This is a genomic window from Marisediminitalea alba, assembly GCF_002993365.1.
Classification (GTDB): domain Bacteria; phylum Pseudomonadota; class Gammaproteobacteria; order Enterobacterales; family Alteromonadaceae; genus Alteromonas; species Alteromonas alba.
The window spans coordinates 1-1,624 of record NZ_PVNP01000078.1 but is presented as its reverse complement, the minus strand read 5'-3'; the positions used below and the strand labels follow the sequence as shown (position 1 = coordinate 1,624).

The 1,624-nt window shown below is 42.5% G+C and carries 3 protein-coding genes; all 3 read right to left on the bottom strand.

Features of this window, described 5'->3' with window-relative positions:
• The coding region (locus tag C6Y40_RS08755; protein ID WP_146129483.1) for a transposase family protein at nucleotides 1–265 on the bottom strand (265 nt) is incomplete at its 3' end.
• Between the two features lie 406 nt (nucleotides 266–671).
• Nucleotides 672–893 carry a toxin-antitoxin system HicB family antitoxin gene (locus C6Y40_RS08750; protein ID WP_105934266.1) on the bottom strand — a complete coding sequence of 74 codons (222 nt, stop codon included), beginning with the start codon at nucleotides 891–893 and terminating at the stop codon, nucleotides 672–674.
• Nucleotide 894: 1 nt separating this feature from the next.
• The gene (locus tag C6Y40_RS08745) at nucleotides 895–1,317 is read right to left on the bottom strand and encodes a putative toxin-antitoxin system toxin component, PIN family (protein WP_105934265.1); all 423 of its coding nucleotides are present in this window, start codon (nucleotides 1,315–1,317) and stop codon (nucleotides 895–897) included.
• Between the last annotated feature and the right edge of the window lie 307 nt (nucleotides 1,318–1,624).

Sequence of the window (1,624 nt, the reverse complement as noted above, 5' to 3'; positions counted from 1 at the left end):
AACGCTGGAATTGTTCGCTATCGACTCTTGATATCACACGAGCAATCGTGTCATGAACGGGCAGTCCATTTTTGAAAAGCCCTTTCTCGCGAAACCAGTCAAAGTGTAAATCACCAAAATCTTCAATGTCTTCCCAGCCTTTGGCACCAGCGATGGAAGCACACACGACAAGGAATAAAATATCAGTGAATAAATGTGCCACCTTAGCTGATTGACGAGGATCTTCTAACTCACTAAAAAGCTGTTCAAATGCACCTGTACCCATGACTCTCTCCGCAAAAGAGAGTATAAGATCACAGTCACTAAATTTCGTCCAGTTGTAATATCTCTTGTTAACTCAGTTGGTCAATAAATGTTCGTGATCTTGCCCTGGTAATAAAGGTCACATTCGGGGGGAGTTGGGAATTAGTAACACCATCAACTATTCTCAATGCATCGCTATTATTAGTTTTGTTTTCAGTTGGCATTGGATTACTGATAGCTATTTGGGAGAAATATAATGGTTACTCAAAAACGTAATAAAATTAGTGGCTGCACCATTTAACTAAAAGGTGGTTTGGTGTTTTTACGCATAACAAGCCAATCAACACGCTCACTGCGTTCGCTGGGACGCATACACGCGGGGCGGCTGCGCCATTATGCCCCACATGTCTGCGCCCGTTATTGGAAAGTTAGCTGCCAAAATGTGAATCAAGCTTATCTAGAAGCTCTAAACCTCTCTTTTTCTCTCCAGTAGCAGCAATCGCCTTAAATCTTACCTCAGTATCAAATTCAGCTATCGCTTGTGTAGTCAATTCTTCTATCAATTTGTTTAAGCTCAACTTTTTATGCGCAGCCAAAGCCTTCAATCGATTATGCTTATCGTCTGGTAAACGTACGGTTAAAGTAGACATATCAAACTCCTCTCAAATAATCTTCAGGCGCTAACACTCTCAAACCATCAAATTGTAATTCCGCATTTCGCAGGTCTTTTAGGTTATTCGTAATAATGCTCTCGGCATTACCGGCTACTGCAAGTTCAATAAGAAAGTTATCGCCTTCATCTTTTAAATTTGGCCGCCACAAATAATGTATTTGCACCCATTCGCAAACACTAAAAAATGCTGCTAGCAACTCGTTCACTTCGGCCTCGGTAAGCGGGCACAGCTCTTTGATTTTGTTTCGCTTACTAACTGCTTCGTATTCCAAAAATAGGGTTGTGCTAATCAGCGGTTTTAGCTGACCCAACAAGCAACGCCGCATAACTTCACGGGCTGGGCCTGTTTTGCCAATCATGGCGCTAATGAGTACACTGGTGTCAATAACTACTTTATTCATACCTTGTATGCTAGCGTATATGCTATCATTTTTCAATTTGACAGTGGCAGCTAACAAACAAATGTTGGGGACACAAACACGCGGGCTCTGCTTCGCAGTATAGCCCACGCGTTTGTGCCGCCAAATTAGAGCGTTATGCGCCGTTGTTTATTTGTCATGTGTTTAGTGCGGCGGTAGCAGGTTAGGGCAAGGTTGTTTCAATAGGTTGTATCAGTGCCTGCCGTTATAAGTTTTCAACACTGCTTTAGCAACGCTTGTTTGTTTTAGTTCGGTAACACCAGCATTCGGCACAATCAGTTTTGCCAGC